Genomic DNA, 14,926 nt, shown 5'->3' with positions numbered 1-14,926 from the left:
CAGATGCAGATCGCCCATCAATCCATCGGCCCGGCGCAGGCTCCCTACGTGATCGCCGAGCTGTCGGCCAACCACAACGGCAACCTGGAGCGCGCACTGGCCATCATGACCGCCGCCAAGGAGGCCGGGGCCAACGCGGTCAAGCTGCAGACCTATAGGCCCGACACCATCACCCTCAACAGTGACAGGCCCGAGTTCCAGATCCATGGCGGCCTCTGGGATGGTCACAACCTGTATGACCTCTATGAGTGGGCGCACACCCCCTGGGAGTGGCATCAGGCCCTGTTTGCCAAGGGGCGCGAGCTGGGACTGACGGTCTTCAGCAGTCCGTTCGACTTCAGTGCGGTGGATCTGCTGGAATCCCTCGACTGCCCGGCCTACAAGATCGCCTCCTTCGAGCTGGTGGACCTGCCCCTCATCCGCTACGCCGCCCAGACCGGCAAGCCGCTCATCATGTCCACCGGCATGGCGAACGAGGCCGAGATCGCCGCCGCAGTCGAGATGGCACTCAAGCACGGCAACGGCCAGCTGGCCCTGCTGCACTGCGTCAGCGGCTATCCGGCGCCGGCAGCCGAATACAACCTGCGTACCATCCCCATGTTGCGCCAGCGCTTCGGGGTCGAGGTGGGGCTCTCCGATCACACCCTGGGGTCCGCCACGGCCATCGCCGCCACTGCGCTCGGGGCCACCCTCATCGAGAAACACTTCACCCTGGCCCGCGCCGACGGCGGGCCGGATTGCGCCTTCTCCATGGAGCCGGCCGAACTCACCGAGCTGGTGGCCTCGGTCAATACCGCCCATGCCGCCCTCGGGGTGGCCGATTACCAGCTCACCGCCAGTGAACAGGGCAACCGCGCGTTTCGCCGCTCCCTCTATCTGGTCAAGGAGATGGCAGCTGGCGAGGTGCTCACCGCAGAACATATCAAGTCGGTGCGCCCCGCCCTCGGCCTGCCTCCCGCCGATTACGATCGGCTCATCGGCAAGCGGGTCAACCGCAGCCTGAGCGCCAATCAACCGCTGAGCTGGGAGTGGATAGACAAAGATGAGTGATGATCTGTTCAACCAGCACGGCAGGCTCATCAGTCAGCGCTGGCCCGCCCTCTGGCCCCGCCTGCTGGCACAGGACGTGGAAAGCCTGCCGGCCGAGCTGACCGAGGGGCTCGGCTCCACCCTCAGCCTCCACGGCATCCAGCTCACCAGCCGACACGACCGGGTGAAAGAAGCTGAACTGCAGGCCGCCAGCCTGCCCGAGCAAGCTGTGTTGCACCTCTACGGCACCGGGCTTGGCGATCTGCCGCGCGCCCTGCTGGGGCGCAGCAGCCTCAAGCGGCTGGAAGTGAAGATCATGAATGGCGCCCTGTTTGCCCTGGTGCTGCGGCTGCTGGACCAGCAGGACTGGCTGACGGATCCCAGGGTCGAGCTGATGATGGCCGGCGACGAAGGCGAGGTGCGGCTACCCTTCTTCGCCCTGCCGCCCGAGCTGCTGCTGGTGGAAGATGCCGCCGCCCGCATCCGCGACCGGCTGGTGAGTGAAATAGACTTGCCGTTCGCCCGGGCCAGGTTCGATGCCGAGCACCCCGACGTCACTAGGCGGCTGGCCGAAAACCGCGATCTGCTGGCCAGCGACGGCGATGTGGCCTCCCTGTTCGGTCTGGCTCAGGGCAAGCAGGCGCTGATCGTGGCGAGCGGCCCGACCCTGCAGCACAACCTGGCCACCCTGCAGGCCCAGTTGCAGCGCCGTCGGCAGGACTATCTGCTGATCAGCGTCGATACCGCGCTGGCGTTCTTGCTTGGCCACGGCATCCGGCCCGACATCGTCGTCACCATAGATGACGCCATCCACGGCAACCGGCTACCCGCCGCCCAGTCGGCCCAGACCACCCTGGTCTACTACCCCACGGTTCCCACGGCAGCCCTGCTGGCTTGGCAGGGGCCGCGCAAGACCGCCTACTCCCGCAGCCCCATGTACCAGCAGTTGCGACAGACGCTCCCCAAGGGGGTGCTGCACTCGGGCGGCAGCGTCATTCATCCCGCCGTGGATCTCGCCGTGCAGATGGGTTGCCGCCAGGTCATCCTGCTGGGCACCGACTTCGCCTTTCCCGGCGAGCTCACCCACTCGGGCTGGGCCGACGGCGCCCTCGGCCCCAGCGCCGCGCTGGCGCTCAGCTGGACCCTCGACGGCCATGGCCGGCGGGTCAAGACCAATCCGAACTTTTCCGCCTACCGCACCGAGCTCGAGCGCTACATAGCGCGCCACCCCGAGGTGCAGTTCTGGAACTGCAGCAGGGAGGGGGCGGAGATCGCCGGCTGCCACTATCACCCGGAGTACGTGCAATGAAAAACGGCCAGATCACCCGCCTCACCGCCCTGGCGCACCAGTTTCGGCTGGGGCAGTCGGTCGCCGCGAGTCAGGCACTGCCGGAACTGCTGCAAGAGGTGCTCACCGAGCAGGGCAACCTGCCGCCCGGACTGGTAGCCGCCCTGCTGCAGTGCCAGGAACGCCAGGACTGGCTGGGACTGGCCGACTACCTCGAATATGAAGTGGTGCACTGCCTGTCGACCCCGGCCGGCGACACCACCACAGGAGACCATTGATGATCAAGGCCATGTCCAACGCCTCCGAGCAGGAGCTGTCACGCCGTCAGACCTTCAGCGAGTTGCTGCACGCCAGCCCGCTGCCCGCGGCAGAGCTGCAGAACAACCTGGGTCTCTACCTCAAGCGCCAGTCGCTCTCCCGCATCCTGTTCATGCACGAGCTGTATCAGAAGATCGTGCCGGTCCACGGCGTCATCATGGATTTCGGCACCCGCTGGGGTCAGAACCTGGCGCTCTTCTCCTCGTTTCGCGGCATGTATGAACCCTACAACTACAACCGCAAACTGGTGGGGTTCGATACCTTCAGCGGCTTCCCTTCCCACGCCCCGCAAGATGGCAGCGACGCCGCCATCCAGCCCGGCGCCTACGGGGTGACGCCAGGCTATGAACAGCATCTGGCCCAACTGCTCGCCGCCCATGAGGCGGAAAGTCCCCTGGACCATATCGTCAAGCATGAGCTGGTGAAGGGGGATGTGACCGAGACGCTGCCGGCCTATCTGGCTCGTCAGCCGGAGACCATGGTCGCGCTGGCCTATTTTGACTTTGATCTCTACGAGCCGACCCGCCGCTGCCTCGAGCTCATCAAGCCGTACCTGACCAAGGGATCAGTGCTGGCATTCGATGAGCTCAACTGGCCCGCCTTCCCGGGGGAGACCCTGGCCCTCAAGGAGGTGCTGGGGCTGGATCGCTACGCCATTCGCCGCACCCCGCACAACCCGGGACCAGCCTATCTAGTGATCGAGTAGTCCGGTTGCGGGCTGAGGCGACGCAGCAGCCCGGCATCCAGCAGCATCCGCGCCAGCGGCTCCACCCGCCAGAATGGCGCCCCTATGGTCTCGGCAATCTCGAACAGGGTCAGCTTGCCGTCGCTGTAGGCCAGCAGATTCATCATCTCCCGCACCTGCCAGCCCGAATAGCGGGTCGACAAATCCGGATAGAGCCCCCGCTTGCCGAGCTGGGGTTCGCCCAGCACGGTGACCTCGCAGCGCTCGTCCAGCTCCAGACACTCGATGGCGCGGCGCAGCGCCATGAAGCCGCCCGCCAGACCGGCCGGCGTCACCAGCGAGAGGTCATCGAGCGAGGTGTGGTACTCGGCATAACAGCCGTATCGACTGCGCATCACCGAGGTGACCGGCAGATCGATGCCGGGCGCGCACAGCTGCCGCTCGTTGGAGCCCCGTTCCAGGAAGCTGTACGCCTTGTAGCCCGGCGCCAGATGCCCGAGCACATGGCGACCGATGCGGTCCGCCAGCGTGTTGCCCTGGCGGGAAGGGAGGAAGGAGTAACTGCGGTCATCGCCAAGACAGGTCAGGTTGAAGCCGGCCAGGGTACGCTGCTTGAGCTGGGCCAGATGGCGGGAGAGATAGACGATGGCACCCAGGGTTTCAGGCACCAGCATCAGCCGGTAGCTGTAGCGACGTGTGGGCAGTGACGCCAGCCAGGCCATCAGGAAGACACCGACACAGGGGCCGGAGAGCTCGTTGTTGGCCATGGAGGGGTGACAGGTGTAGCTCGACAGCAGGATCTCCTGCTCGCTCTCTCCCGGCAGCACCCAGTCACCATAGGTCAGCGAACCCGGGGCCAGGGTGGCATCGATCACCACCTGATATTCCCCCTCCGGCAGCGCCTGACGCAGCCGATGGGGCAGACAGAAGCCCCAGCGGCGCTTGTAGTAGGAGGTCACATAGGGAATGGCGTCCGGCTGCTCGGGCAGAGAGTGAAGGTGGGGCTGCAGCTCGGCCAGCGAGAGGGTGCAGCGTACAGGCTCCGAGTAACCGACCAGATGCAGGTTGTGATCCTGGAAGTCCACCACCCTGCGTCCATCCGGCCCCACTATGTAGGCCTCCCGCACGTTCCACTCGTCAGGCACTGTCCAGTCGAAGCACTCGGTGCCGCTGGCTACTTCATGGATCTGCAGCTCGGGCAGGCAGTGCTCGCGCCACAGGGCCAGCGACTGCCGAACCCCGTCCCCGGTCAGGCTGCGATTGAGCGGAAACAGCAGGGTGAGCAGCCGATACAGCTGCTCACCGACTTGTGCCTGATCGTCCCAGTCGGTGGGCAGATAGCCGCTCTTGGGTGAAAAACTCATGGGGTGGGTGCCTCGATCAATTCGACAATGTGGCCTAGCGGGCTCAGGAAAAACTGGACGTGGGCGCCGCCAAACGCGATGGCCGGCTGGCTGGGCCCGAGGGGCAGGTGGCGCTGCGCGCGCAGCCGTTCGGCACTCTCCTGCAGGTTGCTCACCCGATAGGCAAGGTGGTTGATGACGTTGCGCCGGGTCTTGAGCACCTGGGCGACCGGGCTCTCCTCGCCGGCCGGGGCGACCAGCTCGTAGCAGAGACCATGGTCGTCATGCACGAACTGCACCCAGACCCGTTGCAGCGGATCTTCCACCGCCGCCGAGAAGCGGCTCAGCCCCAGCACGTCGCGACAATAGGCCACCCCGCTCGCCAGGTCCGGCACCACCAGTCCGATGTGATCAAACTGCATGGGACTCTCCTCCCGCCCGGATCAGGGCGTATGGGGCCGCCGCCAGCAACTCGCCGGCAGCCAGGATGAAGTCGCGGCACGATACAGCCCAGACCGGCACCCGCTGGCACAGCGTCTGGCGCCAGGCGCCCCGCTCCTGCAGCAGGGCCACCAGCCGGGAGAGGTCGATTTCGCTTTCCAGCGACAGGTCGCGCACATAGTAATCCGCCTGCCACTCCCGCACGCGGCCATCGACGCGCACCTGGCCCGCAAACATCTTGTGATGGCGGTAGGGGACGGCCAGCCGCTGCTCCACGTAGTGGGTGAAGGTGATGCGGTCGGGGTGGCAACCCAGCCCCAGCAGCCAGCCGTCCTGCTCCGCCAGCCAGCCGAACGGGCTCTCCTGACCGAAACAGTCGTGACACTCCCGGGCCACCAGCGCAGGCCCCTGCGGGCCGCTGATTGCCATGCTGAAGACGGGATCCCGCGTGCGCACCACCCCTTCGCGCTGGCGGAACAGCTCCGTCATCAAGCCCACCTTGCTCGGGGTCTGCGCAGGGTCGAAGCACTCGTCCGCCATCGGGCTGTAACTGAAGGTCGGCACCAGCAGGTGCCCGCCCAGCCACTGCTCGAGGCATGTCCAGAAGGCCGCGATACCCGCGGCGTTGCCCATGCCGGCAAACTGGGCCACCACCATGGCATCCGAGTGCACCATCAGGGCGCCGCCTCTGGGGATCCCCAGCTCGGTCAGCGCCTGCTCGAGCGCCTGTTTCAAACGGCAACCCCTTTACTCTGCAAGGCTTGCTGGATGTCGGCCAGGCTCTTCAACTCGGCCAGCTCCTGCGGCTCGAACCGCACGGCATAGTGCTGCTCGACCAACAACAGCAGGTTGAAGTGCCCCAGAGAGTCCCACTCGGGAAAGCTGCCGAGGGCAGATTGTGCGTTGATGCTGGCCTGGGGGAACTGCTGGTGTGCCAGCGCGATAAGGTCATTCATTGGCATAAAACTCCAAAAACGGGAGAGAAAGAGAGCAGAGATCCAGACTGAGGAACAGCTCGTCCGCCAGCGGCAGCAACCCCGCTGGAGTGGTTATCGGCCGGGTTGGCAGGCTCGCCAGAAAATCCCGCGCCGGCTGGTTGCGGGTGGTGGCAACCAGGCTGATGACCAGCTCGGTCACGCCTTGCGCCCGCAGATGGTTTGCCAGTTGCGCCAGCAGCCAGTATTCGAAGCCGCGCCCCAGCACCCGGCAGCTGATGGCCAGGGTATCCAGCAGCGCCCTGCCCTCATCGAGCGGGCGCACCACTAGCAGCGCCGTCATGCCGTGATCGGCAAATCTGTCTCGCAGACTGGCCAGCCAGACCTCGCCCCCCTCGGCGGCCAGCCGGGCCAGCTCCGCCGCCTGATAGCGGCGGCCGGAGAGGTTGAACTGATTGGTCTTCTGGCTGAGCTGTTCGGCTCGCAACTGGTTGCCCGGGGAGAGCGGCTGCCAGTCGGCCTGCAGCGCCAATTGCCGCAGGAAGGCGTGCTCGTCGCCCAGTTGCCGGCGCACCGCCTCGGCCTCGGCCTGGGCCTGATAGGAGTGCTGCCGCAGGCCGTCATCCCGGCTCTCGTGGCGACTGCACAGGGCCGGCAGCGTCAGCAGGACATCCGGCCAGCTCCAGAGATCGGCCGGCGGGGTAATCACAAGCACCTCGGGGCAGTTGGCCCGCACCTCGGCTCGCTCCAGCTCGCTGTCATCCCAGAAGACCAGGCTGTCCAGCCCGACATTGAGGCGGGCTGCCAGCCGCCGCAGCCCCTGGGATTTTGGCTCCCAGCCGATCTCGGCGGCGGCGATCTGCGCCCGTGTCAGCACCATGCCCGGATGCTCGTCAAACAGCCGCCACACATCGTCCGCCAGATTCTTGGAGCAGAGCGCCAGCACTATGCCCTGCCCGTGCCAATGACTGGCCGCCTGCTGGAAGGCCTGGTAGAGCCGGCCCATCCCGTCCTGTCCCAGCAGGACGCCACCGACACCGTCTTCGCCGACCACGCCGCTCCACAGGGTATTGTCGCAGTCGAGCACCAGCACCTTGTGGGCGGGTTGCTGCAACCGCTGCAGCAAGGGGAGCATCCACTGCGCCAGGCTGGCCAGACCGGCCATGGAGAAGGGGCAGGACATCAGATAGAGGTTGCGCCGATCGAAGCAGTGCTGGCGGCCATGCTGTTGCAGCCAGAGCGGCAGGTGCAGGTCGTCCAGGCCGGGTTGCTGCAGGCGCAGGCGGGCCATCTGCTGCTCGAACGCACTGGCCAGCGCGGCGAGCACGGCAGGGGCCGGGCCATAGACACAGAGCGGGGCATGGCTGCAGGCCCCCACCAGCAGATGATCCTGCGGGCGGCGCTGCAGATGCTGCAACAGAGGCTGGCAGAGCGCGTCGACGAAGGCGGCAACCGCCAGCTGCTGATCGTCCTGCGCCAGACGGCCCCACTCCTGCAGGGTCCGGGCGGGCACCAGATCTTCCCACAACCAGATGATGATGTGGGTTCCGGCCGCGGCATCGGCGCTCTGGTGCATCAGGGTCTGCAACCACTGGCCATGGGGGGCCACCTGCACTTCGCCGTATTCAGCCAGGGGGCGCCAGGCGAGGTTGCCCGGCATCAAGAACGAACTGCCACTGAGATGAAGCATGGTCATGACCTTCCCCCTGCACTACCGGGACCATCCCGGCGACCGACAAATGGGATGATCGTGTTTGATCTTCATGAAAAACAAAAGCTTTTTTGGCCGTATTCAGTAGTTGATGCTGACGTAGGGCACCTCCTCCACCTGCCACAGCTGCTTGAGGTAGACAGTCAGCACGAAGAAGAAGTTGGCCAGCAGGTTGGCGAAACGATAGAGGATGGGGTCGAAGCGCACCCCGCTCTCCTCCAGCCGCACCAGCAGCCGCACCACCTTCTTGCTGCCGCAGCGGCACAGATGCAGGGTCGGGATCGGCTGCGGCCCTTGCGGCAGCACGAAACCGGTGACCCGGCCGCGGCTCGCCTCGTTGTAGTGATCGTAACGCCCCTTCAGCCACGCCAGATCCTCCTCGAAGATGCCGAGCCTGCCGCGCACCGAGCCGTTGAGGTTGTAGATAAGCCGCTGCAGCGCCGCGAGATCCGCCTGCATGGGCTCAATCTCGGCATCCGGAGTCAGGAGTGACAATACGGCGCCCACCTGGCAGCAGAGCTCGTCAGTGGCGATCTCGTAGTCACACTGGAACTGGGTCTCGAAGATGAAGGGGTAGCAAAGCTCGCGCTTGTCTCTGGGCTTTTTCGGGTTCATGGGGCAGCCGGATCGGGAAAAAGGCCAGTTTGCCAGCCCCTGCAGGAGCTGGCAAACGGCCGGTCATGGTCCTTCTCGATCCAAAACGGCTCAAACGCTCTTGCTGCTGGCATCCGTCGCCGGCTGGAACTGGCCGATCATCCGCAGCGCATCCAGCATCCGCTGGTTGAAGCTGGTGAAGCTGCCTACCTGGGCCGGATCGCTCTGGCCACGGGCCGCCAGCACCGCCGGCGTCAGCGCCTGCTGCTGGGATGCCGGCAGCAGAGAATCGGCCTGCTGCTGCACCTGGCCTAGCTTGGGCAGGTAGTCGGCCAGCGGCTTGAGCATATCCTGCAGGGAGTGCGCCCCCTGATAGGTCTGGCTCAGCTTGAGGCTCTGCTTGAGCTTGAGCGAATAGGAGGCCAGCTGGCTGTCATCCAGCTTCAGCTCGCCCGCCTTCTTCAACAGGTCGTCGAAATTGCCGGAGAAGAAGCTGCCGGCCAGATCGTCGATCCCCTTGACCAGCTTGCCGATGGAGTCCATCTCCTCGCTGCTCAGGTTGCCCTCCAGCGAGAAGCTGAAACTCTGGCTCGACTTGAGGCTGAACTGGCTGCCGCTGTCATCCTTCTGGGACTTGGTCTGCCAGCTGTCGTTGAAGCGCAGCACCACCTTGTCGCCATCCTTGGTCTGGATCTCCAGCGAGCCCTGCTGGCGGCTGGCCATCTCGGCCTGCCCCATGTCGGTGGTAGAGACCTTGCCGAAGAACTCCTTCTCGAACTGGTCGAGCCCCTCCTGGATCAGCTTGTAGCTCTGATCCATGCCGGTCTTGATGTCTTCGTTGTCTGCCCAGTCGCCAAGCTGTTTCCTGGCGTCGCCAAAGCCCTTGTCCACCCCCTTGCGGGCCTGCTCCATCATGCTGGTCAGGCTGTCGTCCGACTTGCCGTCGGCCCGGGCAGCCCCCAGCCGGCCGGTGACGAACTGCAGCACGTTGTCGGCCACCGACTGAAAGTCGAACAGGGTATCCGGGGTCACCGCCTCCGGCTGATCCTGTGCCTTGGGCGCCTTGTAGCCCTGGCCGTTGATCTCCAGCGCGAACTGCAGCGCCTGCTGCACCAGCACCTGCGCCCATTTCGGCGCCTTGTGCAACGAGACTTCATCCTCGTTGTTGGTCTGCTTTGCTTCCGCCTGCTGGGGCGATTTGGGAGCAACACCCACTCCCTTGGGTTGGGCCGCGCCCACTCCGTCGATCTGCATAATGTGTCCTCCCACCATGCCTGTAGATCAGCTATCGGCCTGACTGCACACTTCTTGACCACAAAATGCTGGACAATCCGCAGCGGCCTTTTAAAATCGGGCCCCTTTGGGTGGCCGCAGGCTTCCCCCGATTTCGTCCCGGCCAGACCGGTGTGCATGTGAGGTAAATCATGACCCAATCCCAGCAGGTTTCCGCCGACCCGGCGCCCCTTCGAACCCCGGCCGACTACCAAGCCCAGCTCGACGAGAAGCGCGAGCGCCTCTGCGGGTTGTTCGCCGACTTCACCCTGCCTGCGCTGGAAGTGCACGCCTCCCCCGCCGAACACTACCGGATGCGCGCCGAGTTTCGCATCTGGCACGACGGTGACGACCTGTACCACTGCATGTATGCGCCGGCCACCAAGGAGATCATCCGGGTCGACCAGTTCCCCACCGCCAGCCGCCTCATCAACCAGCTGATGCCGGTGCTGCTGGAGGGGCTGCGCCCGCACCCCGTACTGCGCCGCAAGCTGTTCCAGATCGACTACCTCTCCACCCAGTCCGGCCAGATCTGCGTCAGCCTGCTCTACCATCGCAAGCTGGAGAGCGAGTGGCAGCAGGCTGCCGAAGCGCTGCAGGCCGACCTGCGGGCCAAGGGATTCGAGCTGCAGCTGATTGGCCGTGCCCACAAGCAGAAGATCTGCCTGGGGGAGGAGTTCGTCATCGAACGGTTGAATGTGCAGGGGCGCGAGCTGATCTACAAGCAGGTGGAGAACAGCTTCACCCAGCCCAACGCCGCCATCAACGAACAGATGCTGGGCTGGGCGCTGGACGTGACTAGGGGGAGCGAGGGCGACCTGCTGGAGCTCTACTGCGGCAACGGCAACTTCTCCATCGCCCTGGCGCAGAACTTTAACAAGGTGCTGGCCACCGAGATCGCCAAGCCGAGCGTGGATTCCGCCCAGTTCAACATCGCCGCCAACGGCGTCGACAACCTGATCATCCTGCGCATGTCGGCCGAGGAGTTCACCATGGCGATGCGCGGCGAGCGGGAGTTCAACCGCCTCAAGGGGGTCGATCTCTCCGCCTACCAGTGCAACACCATCTTCGTCGACCCGCCCCGGGCCGGCCTCGACGACGCCACCGTCAAGCTGGTGCAGGATTACGACAATATCCTCTACATCTCCTGCAACCCCGAGACCCTGCAGGCCAACATGGCGGTGCTCGGCGAAACCCACGAGATCGCCCGCTTCGCCCTGTTCGATCAGTTCCCCTGGACTCACCACATGGAAGCCGGGGTCTATCTCAAGCGCAAGGCGAGCTGATGTCACAGGGGAGAGCACGTCGCCCTGTCCGAGCCACTTCCCCCTGGGTTCACGACATGGAAGCCGGCGTCTATCTCAAGCGCAAGGCTGGTTGATGCCGCCGGGGCACAGCCCCCCGCTGACCAGCAAGACAAGAACAGGGCCCGCGGGCCCTGTTTGATTATTTATCCCAGTGCATGGGGCGGCCGGAGCCGCTATGCTGGCGGCACGCGCATCCGCGCCACAGTCTGGGTGTCATGCCACCATGCAACGCATTCTTTTTGTTGAAGATGATCCCGAGATAGGCCAGCTCATCAGCAGCTGGCTGGCCCGCCACGACATGGAAGTGCTGCTGGAGCCGAGGGGCGATCGGGCGCTCGCCAGGGTCGAGGCCGAGCAGCCGGACCTGGTGCTGCTCGACATCATGCTGCCGGGTCAGGATGGTCTCTCCCTGTGCCGGGATCTGCGCCCGCGCTTTGCCGGTCCCATCGTCATGCTCACTTCGCTCGACAGCGACATGAACCAGATCCTGAGCCTGGAGCTGGGGGCCAACGACTACATCCTCAAGACCACGCCGCCCCCCGTGCTGCTGGCCCGGCTGCGGGTCCAGTTCCGCCAGCAGGGGCAACAGGCCCCGCAGCCCGTGGTCGCCAGCACGCCGCCCCAGCGCCTGCAGTTCGGCCGGCTGCAGATCGACGGCCCGGGCCGGGACGTGCGCCTCGACGGCGACAGCATTCCGCTCTCCACCGCCGATTTCGACCTTCTGTGGGAGCTGGCCTGCCACGCCGGCCAGATCCTGGGGCGGGAGGCGCTGTTTCGCAGCCTGCGCGGCCGTGACTACGACGGCCAGGATCGCAGCATGGACGTGGCCATATCCCGCCTGCGCCGCAAGCTGGGGGACGACACCAGCAACCCGACCCGCATCAAGACAGTACGCCAGAAGGGTTATCTACTGGTGCCCCAGGCCTGGGAATAAGCCCCGCCGAATGACCTTGATGCTCTCTGCTCCCTTCTCCCCTTGCGGGAGAAGGGTTGGGGATGAGGGGGCAACAAGGCAATGCCCAGACGCAATCCAGGCAAGAGGAGAGCCCCGATGCGACGCCTGTTTATCCAGTTCTATCTGCTGCTGATCGGCTGTTTCACCCTGGCCATCCTGCTGGTCGGCATGGTCTATCAGGTCACCGCCGAGCGGGCGGGAGATCGCTATCTGGAGCGGATGATGCAGGGCTCCCTCGGCCTGCTCACCGGCGAGCTGGCCCGCTTGCCGCCGGAGCACTGGCCCGCCCGCATGGCGGAGCAGAGCCGCCAGCTCACCCTGCCGCTGCAGATCGGCGCCCTCGCCAACCAGCCGTTGGCCAACGAGGATCAGGCCTTCCTGGAGGCCGGCAACATCGTCATCGTCGAGGAGGATGACACCTTCCTGCAGCGCATTCCGGGCACCGATCAGGTGCTGATCGTCGGCCCCGTCCCCTACCTCTCCTACCTGCACGAACTGCACTGGGTCGACGTGGGACTGCTGCTGGTCATCGGTCTCTCGCTGGGGCTGCCGATCCTGCTCTGGCTGCGCCCGCACTGGCGCGGCCTGCAGCAGCTCGAACAGACCGCCCGCCGGGTCGGTGACGGCGATCTCTCCTGCCGCACCCGCTTGCCACCCGGCAGCAGCCTCGGCCGGGTCGGCCGCACCTTCGACCAGATGACCGAGCAGCTGCAGGCCATGCTGGCCAGCCGCAAGCAGCTGACCGACGCCATTGCCCACGAGCTGCGCACCCCGCTGGTGCGGCTGCGCTACCGGCTCGCCATGCTGGATCCGGCGCCCTCGGCCAACGAGCAGCAGGGGCTGGAGCGGGATCTCGGCGCGCTGGACGCCCTCATCGAGGAGATGCTCACCTACGCCAGGCTCGATCGCCCCGAGCTGCCGCTGCAGTGCAGCGAGCTGGAGCTCGGCAGCTGGGCCGGCAGCCGCCTTGCCGACTGGCAGGCGCTGCGACCGGACAAGCGGCTCGACTTCGTGCGCCCGGCCATAGCCCTGCCCTGGCGCGGCGATACCCGCCTGCTGGATCGGGCGCTGGAGAACCTCATCGGCAACGCCCTGCGCCACGCCGCCGGCCGGGTGACTCTCAGCATGGCGCGCCAGCAGGATCACTATCTGCTGGAGGTGGCCGACGATGGCGCCGGCATCGATCCGGCGCTGGCGCCGCAGATCTTCGAGCCCTTCGTGCGGCTGGATCAGAGTCGCGACCGACGCACCGGCGGTGCCGGGCTGGGGCTGGCCATAGTGCGCAGCATCGCCCGCCACCACGGCGGCGAGGTGCAGCTGCTGCCAAGCAGCAGCGGTGCCCGTTTCTGCCTGATGCTGCCTGTACATTTGGATACAAACCGTCACCAGTCACTCACTGAACCACAGGTCGAACAGCCCTAGGATGAAGTCATGGAGAAACGCTCCATGTCATCAACCCGAATGAGGAACTGGAATATGAACAAGCTGATCCCCCTGAGCCTGGCTGCTGTCTTCGCCCTGACCTCCGGCTTCACCATGGCTGCCACCCCGACCAAGGCTGCCGCTCCCCAGGCTACCCAGACCAAGGTCGTGAAAAAACACCACAAGGCTGCCCACGCCAAGGCGCCGGCCGTCAAGGTTGCTCCCAAGACCAAGTGATCGACCAGCAAGCTTCCCGTAATGAAAAGGGGCCCCGAGATGGGGCCCCTTCTGTTTTCTGCGCGCTTGCCGTGACTCAACCCAGCATGTAGTCCGCCGGCAGGGCGATGCGGGCAACACCGGATTCCACCGCTGCCAGCGCCACGGCGCGGGCGACGCGCGGCAGCAGACGGGCATCCATCGGCTTGGGAATGACGTAGTCCTTGCCGAAGGCGAGCTCGCTGACGCCGGCAGCGGTCAGCACCTCGGCCGGTACCGGCTCCTTGGCCAGACCACGGATCGCCTCGACCGCCGCAATCTTCATGGCATCGTTGATGCGGCTGGCACGGGCGTCGAGAGCACCACGGAAGATGAAGGGGAAGCAGAGCACGTTGTTGATCTGGTTCGGGTAGTCGGAGCGACCGGTACCCATGATGAGGTCACCACGTACCCCGTGGGCCAGCGCCGGCTTGATCTCCGGGTCCGGGTTGGAGCAGGCGAAGATCACCGGATTGGCGGCCATCAGCGCCACCGCCTCGGCAGGCAGCACATCCGGGCCGGAGACGCCGACGAACACGTCGGCCCCATCCATCACCTCCATCAGGGTGCGCAGAGGGGTGTCGTTGGCGAAGCGCTGCTTGTACTGGTTCAGATCGGTACGGCCGCTGTGGATCACACCCTGACGGTCCAGCATGAAGATGTTGTGGGGCTTGGCGCCACACTTGATCAGCAGGTCCATGCAGGCGGTGGCGGCGGCGCCGGCCCCCATGCAGACGATGCGGCTGTCGCCAATCTGCTTGCCCTGCACCTCCAGCGCGTTGAGCAGGCCGGCGGCGGTGACGATGGCGGTGCCATGCTGGTCATCGTGGAACACCGGGATGTCGCAGCGCTCGATCAGCGCCTGTTCAATCTCGAAGCACTCGGGGGCCTTGATGTCTTCCAGGTTGATGCCACCGAAGGTGTCGGCGATGGCGGCGACCGTGTCGATGAACTGGGCACTGGTGTCGTGCTTCACCTCGATGTCGATGGCATCGATGCCGGCAAAGCGCTTGAACAGCAGGGCCTTGCCCTCCATCACCGGCTTGGAGGCCAGCGGGCCCAGATTGCCCAGCCCCAGGATGGCGGTGCCGTTGGAGATGACGGCCACCAGGTTGCCCTTGCCGGTATAACGGTAGGCATCGGCCGGGTTGGCGGCGATCTCGCGCACCGGCTCGGCGACGCCCGGGCTGTAGGCCAGTGCCAGATCGCGGGCGGTCTCGGCGGGCTTGGTGAGGGCGATGGCGATTTTGCCCGGCACGGGCTGGGCGTGATAGTCGAGTGCCTGTTGGCGGAGATCGTGCTGCTGATCGGACATGGGGGACCCCGATACGGTAGTGAATGAGTGGTGCATTGGCTCGCCCACGGGCGAGG

At 65.6% G+C, this 14,926-nt stretch carries 16 protein-coding genes; 8 read left to right on the top strand and 8 right to left on the bottom strand.

The features are described 5' to 3' along the window. Positions 1-3: 3 nt before the first annotated feature. The 4 genes from pseI to AB5Y94_RS12175 are packed head-to-tail and all read left to right on the top strand — an operon-like array spanning position 4 to position 3,341. Entirely contained in the window at positions 4-1,050 is a 1,047-nt protein-coding gene (gene pseI / locus AB5Y94_RS12190) for a pseudaminic acid synthase (RefSeq protein WP_368205604.1), read from the top strand. Next, positions 1,043-2,338, top strand: a complete 1,296-nt coding sequence (locus AB5Y94_RS12185; protein WP_368205602.1) for a motility associated factor glycosyltransferase family protein — start codon at positions 1,043-1,045, stop codon at positions 2,336-2,338. The genes pseI and AB5Y94_RS12185 overlap by 8 nt, the downstream gene beginning before the upstream one ends. Beyond that, a complete protein-coding gene (locus AB5Y94_RS12180) occupies positions 2,335-2,595 on the top strand; it encodes a hypothetical protein (protein ID WP_010635733.1) in 261 nt (86 codons plus the stop codon). Before AB5Y94_RS12185 ends, AB5Y94_RS12180 begins: the two co-directional genes overlap by 4 nt. After that, positions 2,595-3,341 (top strand): class I SAM-dependent methyltransferase, encoded by a 747-nt coding sequence (locus AB5Y94_RS12175; protein WP_368205600.1) that lies wholly within the window; start codon positions 2,595-2,597, stop codon positions 3,339-3,341. The genes AB5Y94_RS12180 and AB5Y94_RS12175 overlap by 1 nt, the downstream gene beginning before the upstream one ends. Here AB5Y94_RS12175 and AB5Y94_RS12170 read toward each other — a convergent pair. From AB5Y94_RS12170 to AB5Y94_RS12140, 7 genes are all read right to left on the bottom strand, one after another. After that, positions 3,323-4,684 carry a DUF4910 domain-containing protein gene (locus AB5Y94_RS12170; protein ID WP_368205598.1) on the bottom strand — a complete coding sequence of 454 codons (1,362 nt, stop codon included), beginning with the start codon at positions 4,682-4,684 and terminating at the stop codon, positions 3,323-3,325. The genes AB5Y94_RS12175 and AB5Y94_RS12170 overlap by 19 nt on opposite strands. Then, on the bottom strand, positions 4,681-5,085 hold the full coding sequence (locus AB5Y94_RS12165) for a VOC family protein (RefSeq protein WP_005306750.1): 405 nt from the start codon (positions 5,083-5,085) through the stop codon (positions 4,681-4,683). The genes AB5Y94_RS12170 and AB5Y94_RS12165 overlap by 4 nt, the downstream gene beginning before the upstream one ends. Next, entirely contained in the window at positions 5,075-5,839 is a 765-nt protein-coding gene (locus tag AB5Y94_RS12160; protein WP_368205596.1) for an AAC(3) family N-acetyltransferase, read from the bottom strand. The genes AB5Y94_RS12165 and AB5Y94_RS12160 overlap by 11 nt, the downstream gene beginning before the upstream one ends. Next, positions 5,836-6,060 (bottom strand): acyl carrier protein, encoded by a 225-nt coding sequence (locus AB5Y94_RS12155; protein WP_005306755.1) that lies wholly within the window; start codon positions 6,058-6,060, stop codon positions 5,836-5,838. The genes AB5Y94_RS12160 and AB5Y94_RS12155 overlap by 4 nt, the downstream gene beginning before the upstream one ends. Beyond that, a complete protein-coding gene (locus tag AB5Y94_RS12150) occupies positions 6,053-7,735 on the bottom strand; it encodes an HAD-IIIC family phosphatase (RefSeq protein ID WP_368205594.1) in 1,683 nt (560 codons plus the stop codon). Before AB5Y94_RS12150 ends, AB5Y94_RS12155 begins: the two co-directional genes overlap by 8 nt. Before the next feature lie 96 nt (positions 7,736-7,831). Beyond that, positions 7,832-8,365, bottom strand: coding sequence for an ATP--cob(I)alamin adenosyltransferase (locus AB5Y94_RS12145; protein ID WP_123246498.1), 534 nt, complete (start codon positions 8,363-8,365; stop codon positions 7,832-7,834). Positions 8,366-8,455: 90 nt separating this feature from the next. Further along, positions 8,456-9,598, bottom strand: coding sequence for a DUF5610 domain-containing protein (locus AB5Y94_RS12140; RefSeq protein ID WP_368205592.1), 1,143 nt, complete (start codon positions 9,596-9,598; stop codon positions 8,456-8,458). 170 nt (positions 9,599-9,768) lie between these two features. Here AB5Y94_RS12140 and trmA point away from each other — a divergent pair, with 170 nt between their 5' ends. From trmA to AB5Y94_RS12120, 4 genes are all read left to right on the top strand, one after another. Further along, entirely contained in the window at positions 9,769-10,902 is a 1,134-nt protein-coding gene (gene trmA, locus AB5Y94_RS12135) for a tRNA (uridine(54)-C5)-methyltransferase TrmA (RefSeq protein ID WP_368205590.1), read from the top strand. Between the two features lie 244 nt (positions 10,903-11,146). Then, positions 11,147-11,857, top strand: coding sequence for a two-component system response regulator RstA (gene rstA, locus AB5Y94_RS12130; protein ID WP_026140869.1), 711 nt, complete (start codon positions 11,147-11,149; stop codon positions 11,855-11,857). Between the two features lie 117 nt (positions 11,858-11,974). Then, positions 11,975-13,300 carry a two-component system sensor histidine kinase RstB gene (rstB, locus tag AB5Y94_RS12125; RefSeq protein WP_260751695.1) on the top strand — a complete coding sequence of 442 codons (1,326 nt, stop codon included), beginning with the start codon at positions 11,975-11,977 and terminating at the stop codon, positions 13,298-13,300. Between the two features lie 54 nt (positions 13,301-13,354). Beyond that, complete coding sequence (locus AB5Y94_RS12120; RefSeq protein WP_010635722.1) at positions 13,355-13,537, top strand: hypothetical protein; 183 nt, start codon at positions 13,355-13,357, stop codon at positions 13,535-13,537. A gap of 76 nt (positions 13,538-13,613) precedes the next feature. Here AB5Y94_RS12120 and AB5Y94_RS12115 read toward each other — a convergent pair whose 3' ends face one another. Next, positions 13,614-14,870, bottom strand: a complete 1,257-nt coding sequence (locus AB5Y94_RS12115; protein WP_005306781.1) for a malic enzyme-like NAD(P)-binding protein — start codon at positions 14,868-14,870, stop codon at positions 13,614-13,616. Positions 14,871-14,926 lie beyond the last annotated feature (56 nt).

Origin of the sequence: Aeromonas sp. s5 (genome assembly GCF_040907865.1) — a bacterium.
Lineage (GTDB): Bacteria > Pseudomonadota > Gammaproteobacteria > Enterobacterales > Aeromonadaceae > Aeromonas > Aeromonas dhakensis.
This window is presented reverse-complemented; position numbering and strand designations above follow the sequence as displayed.

Excerpts from the sequence above, each read along its gene's own strand:
- pseI (WP_368205604.1), top strand. The coding sequence starts at position 4 with ATGCAGATCGCCCATCAATCCATCGGCCCGGCGCAGGCTCCCTACGTG.
- AB5Y94_RS12185 (WP_368205602.1), top strand. The coding sequence starts at position 1,043 with ATGAGTGATGATCTGTTCAACCAGCACGGCAGGCTCATCAGTCAGCGC.
- AB5Y94_RS12180 (WP_010635733.1), top strand. The coding sequence starts at position 2,335 with ATGAAAAACGGCCAGATCACCCGCCTCACCGCCCTGGCGCACCAGTTT.
- AB5Y94_RS12175 (WP_368205600.1), top strand. The coding sequence starts at position 2,595 with ATGATCAAGGCCATGTCCAACGCCTCCGAGCAGGAGCTGTCACGCCGT.
- AB5Y94_RS12170 (WP_368205598.1), bottom strand. The coding sequence starts at position 4,684 with ATGAGTTTTTCACCCAAGAGCGGCTATCTGCCCACCGACTGGGACGAT.
- AB5Y94_RS12165 (WP_005306750.1), bottom strand. The coding sequence starts at position 5,085 with ATGCAGTTTGATCACATCGGACTGGTGGTGCCGGACCTGGCGAGCGGG.
- AB5Y94_RS12155 (WP_005306755.1), bottom strand. The coding sequence starts at position 6,060 with ATGAATGACCTTATCGCGCTGGCACACCAGCAGTTCCCCCAGGCCAGC.
- AB5Y94_RS12150 (WP_368205594.1), bottom strand. The coding sequence starts at position 7,735 with ATGACCATGCTTCATCTCAGTGGCAGTTCGTTCTTGATGCCGGGCAAC.
- AB5Y94_RS12145 (WP_123246498.1), bottom strand. The coding sequence starts at position 8,365 with ATGAACCCGAAAAAGCCCAGAGACAAGCGCGAGCTTTGCTACCCCTTC.
- AB5Y94_RS12140 (WP_368205592.1), bottom strand. The coding sequence starts at position 9,598 with ATGCAGATCGACGGAGTGGGCGCGGCCCAACCCAAGGGAGTGGGTGTT.
- trmA (WP_368205590.1), top strand. The coding sequence starts at position 9,769 with ATGACCCAATCCCAGCAGGTTTCCGCCGACCCGGCGCCCCTTCGAACC.
- rstA (WP_026140869.1), top strand. The coding sequence starts at position 11,147 with ATGCAACGCATTCTTTTTGTTGAAGATGATCCCGAGATAGGCCAGCTC.
- rstB (WP_260751695.1), top strand. The coding sequence starts at position 11,975 with ATGCGACGCCTGTTTATCCAGTTCTATCTGCTGCTGATCGGCTGTTTC.
- AB5Y94_RS12120 (WP_010635722.1), top strand. The coding sequence starts at position 13,355 with ATGAACAAGCTGATCCCCCTGAGCCTGGCTGCTGTCTTCGCCCTGACC.
- AB5Y94_RS12115 (WP_005306781.1), bottom strand. The coding sequence starts at position 14,870 with ATGTCCGATCAGCAGCACGATCTCCGCCAACAGGCACTCGACTATCAC.